Origin of the sequence: Neobacillus drentensis, assembly GCF_036962765.1 — a bacterium.
Taxonomy (GTDB): Bacteria; Bacillota; Bacilli; order Bacillales; family Cytobacillaceae; genus Neobacillus; species Neobacillus drentensis_C.
Window position 1 is genome coordinate 1 of the sequence record NZ_JBALOS010000232.1, and the last position, 2,609, is coordinate 2,609.

Consider the following 2,609-nt stretch of genomic DNA (forward strand, 5'->3'; position numbering starts at 1 on the left):
GCTTGGAAATATCCCTTTATCTTTTAAGATAATGTCATAGAAAAAGGAAATTTCCATAATATTAATTGATGTTGAATAAAGGGAGGGCTACAATGAATACTCATTTCAAAACTTATCATCCTTATGCGAGTCCGTTTGACCCTTGTAAGCCTATTCTTGAAAAAGCTTATTCTACCCCGCCGCATTTATATATGGGCTATCAGCCACCGAATCTTCCACAATTCACACCACTTGAGGCACTAAGAGCAGGTACGCTCTGGAAAGCATTTTATGATCCTTGGTTTAGTCCACTTGAGGCTGGCAAAGGAGGATTACCTCAATGAAACAAGTACCTGCGGAGTATTATCAATTAATGGAGCAACTGCAGGCTGTTGACTTTGTCTTAGTCGAGTTGACCCTTTACTTAGATACACACAACCATGATCTTGAAGCCATCAATCAATTCAATCATTACGCTAAAGAAAGAAAACATCTAAAAAAAGCATTTGAAAGCCAATTTGGACCTTTATTGCAATATGGCAATAGTTATTCGGGTTATCCTTGGAATTGGGACGACACACCATGGCCTTGGCAAGTATAAAAGCGGAAGCGCAAATATTATTTTAGAGGAGGGATTGGTGTAAATGTGGATTTACGAAAAAAAATTACAATATCCTGTACGCGTCAGTACTTGTAACCCAACATTGGCAAAATATTTAATTGAGCAATATGGGGGTGCCGATGGAGAACTTGCTGCTGCACTTCGATACTTAAACCAAAGATACACTATTCCTGATAAGGTAATTGGCCTTCTAACTGATATCGGTACAGAAGAATTCGCCCACCTGGAAATGATTGCTACCATGGTTTATAAATTAACGAAAGATGCCACGCCTGAACAAATGAAAGCAGCTGGATTGGGAGCACATTATGCTGACCATGATAGTGCATTATACTACCATAATGCCGCAGGGGCTCCATTTACAGCTACTTATATAACTGCTAAGGGTGACCCCATTGCAGATTTATATGAAGATATTGCAGCAGAAGAAAAGGCACGTGCAACCTATCAGTGGTTGATTAACTTAAGTGACGATCCTGATATTAATGATAGTCTTCGCTTTTTACGTGAACGGGAAATCATCCATTCGCAACGCTTCCGTGAAGCTGTAGAAATTTTAAAAGACGAACAAGGTCAGAAGAAAATATTTTAAGATAAAATTAAGAAGCAGATTACTGCTTCTTATTTCTTTTCATGGTATAGATTAATGTCATATTTCGATTTCATCATTTCAAATACAATATGCCGGTTTTTCCATTCTTCTTCTTTCTTCCAGTAGTCCTTACTGCGATCCACAATTTCACATCGTAATTCATGGTATTCTTTTTCTGCTTTATCTCTTTTCTCTTTCAACAAGTTCATTGTTCCATACATGCCCACACAAAAAACTAACAGTGTTAAATTATTGGAATCATTAACAAAAGCTGAAAACATAGCAGCAAAAGAATAGGAATAAATGCTGGCTACCGTAAGATATAAATAGACAAAAAAACACACTGCCAAAATGATGGTTGCCCAGATTGAAAGAATATGGCGTTTTTTAAACCGATCAAACTTTTCTTTTCTTTTTCTTACATTTTCAAGCGCTTGCTTAGTTGCTTGATCCGTATTTTCAAGTAATTGGATTGGAGAATCCATTTTATCACCCTCCATTTCTATATATACATATGAACTTGTCCTTTCTATTATGTTTTTCTTCATAAAAAAACCGATCACCAATGGATCGGTTAGTTATTCAATGGTATTTTCAATACCTGTCCTGCACTAATTTGTTTGCTCTGAAGATGATTAGCTTTCATAATGATGTCCATCCCCTTTGGAGAGTGATAGTACCTCATTGCTATTCTATAAAGATTTTCCTTTGGTTTAACGGTATGAGTAACAATAGAATCTTTTGGTGGTGTTGTAGTTTCTGCTATTACTTTCTCTTTTTCTGGTTCACTATTATTATCTGATACTGGGGTATCTGGTTTGTTTTCATTTGTATTGTCGGTTTCAACAGAGTTATCGGTTGTCGTTTCAGCTGCCTCTATCTGATCATTAGATTCTTTACTTGTTTCTTCTGATTGGTTATCTTCAGTTACCGTTTCCTTTGATTGATCAGAATTTACAGCTTTTGATCCTTCGTCCTCATTTGTATTTTCCAAATTAATGGTTTCATATCCAACTGAATCCTCAGCAGGTTTCTCAACTCCATTAATTTTTTTAGCCCCATCACGGTAAGAGATCACACTAAAAATAATGATTGGCAAGAGGATAAAAAACAAAACTAATAAACGAATAACAGGATATTTTAACTTCCACTTTGTTTTTTTCTTCTTTTGACGATGTATCTGTTCACGCGGCGGCAAACCGTCTTTGGCGTCCACTTTTTCATTAATTTTTTCTATCCGTTGTTTTAATCGTTCCGCCTGGTCTCTGTATGGTTCTTCATTGTTCATGGCTCTCTCATCCCTTGTCGTCTACTCTGGTAGGACTTTTAAATTTTATATACACACCTAATAAAAAATCAATCACAAAATGCATAACAAGGGTAACAGCTAAAATAGTGGTCGATTCATAAATTAAT

At 36.2% G+C, this 2,609-nt stretch carries 5 protein-coding genes; 3 read left to right on the forward strand and 2 right to left on the reverse strand.

Translation table 11 applies throughout. From position 1 onward, the window contains the following. The first annotated feature begins 92 nt into the window (after positions 1 to 92). Genes V7137_RS24300 through cotJC form a run of 3 tightly spaced genes read left to right on the forward strand, consistent with a single transcriptional unit; the run spans position 93 to position 1,193 of the window. Complete coding sequence (locus V7137_RS24300; protein ID WP_335700454.1) at positions 93 to 323, forward strand: spore coat associated protein CotJA; 231 nt, start codon at positions 93 to 95, stop codon at positions 321 to 323. Continuing rightward, positions 320 to 580, forward strand: a complete 261-nt coding sequence (locus tag V7137_RS24305; protein ID WP_335700455.1) for a spore coat protein CotJB — start codon at positions 320 to 322, stop codon at positions 578 to 580. Before V7137_RS24300 ends, V7137_RS24305 begins: the two co-directional genes overlap by 4 nt. A 43-nt stretch (positions 581 to 623) precedes the next feature. Then, on the forward strand, positions 624 to 1,193 hold the full coding sequence (gene cotJC / locus V7137_RS24310) for a spore coat protein CotJC (protein ID WP_335700456.1): 570 nt from the start codon (positions 624 to 626) through the stop codon (positions 1,191 to 1,193). A gap of 29 nt (positions 1,194 to 1,222) precedes the next feature. On the opposite strand, the gene V7137_RS24315 is transcribed toward cotJC, so the two are convergent. Beyond that, positions 1,223 to 1,678 (reverse strand): YpbF family protein, encoded by a 456-nt coding sequence (locus V7137_RS24315; RefSeq protein ID WP_218349121.1) that lies wholly within the window; start codon positions 1,676 to 1,678, stop codon positions 1,223 to 1,225. An 89-nt stretch (positions 1,679 to 1,767) separates the two neighbouring features. Then, positions 1,768 to 2,481, reverse strand: a complete 714-nt coding sequence (locus tag V7137_RS24320; RefSeq protein ID WP_335700457.1) for a LysM peptidoglycan-binding domain-containing protein — start codon at positions 2,479 to 2,481, stop codon at positions 1,768 to 1,770. Positions 2,482 to 2,609 lie beyond the last annotated feature (128 nt).

Bases quoted from the DNA above. Each gene is read 5' to 3' on its own strand.
- V7137_RS24315 (WP_218349121.1), bottom strand. From the start codon at position 1,678: ATGGATTCTCCAATCCAATTACTTGAAAATACGGATCAAGCAACTAAG.
- V7137_RS24320 (WP_335700457.1), bottom strand. From the start codon at position 2,481: ATGAACAATGAAGAACCATACAGAGACCAGGCGGAACGATTAAAACAA.
- cotJC (WP_335700456.1), top strand. From the start codon at position 624: ATGTGGATTTACGAAAAAAAATTACAATATCCTGTACGCGTCAGTACT.
- V7137_RS24305 (WP_335700455.1), top strand. From the start codon at position 320: ATGAAACAAGTACCTGCGGAGTATTATCAATTAATGGAGCAACTGCAG.
- V7137_RS24300 (WP_335700454.1), top strand. From the start codon at position 93: ATGAATACTCATTTCAAAACTTATCATCCTTATGCGAGTCCGTTTGAC.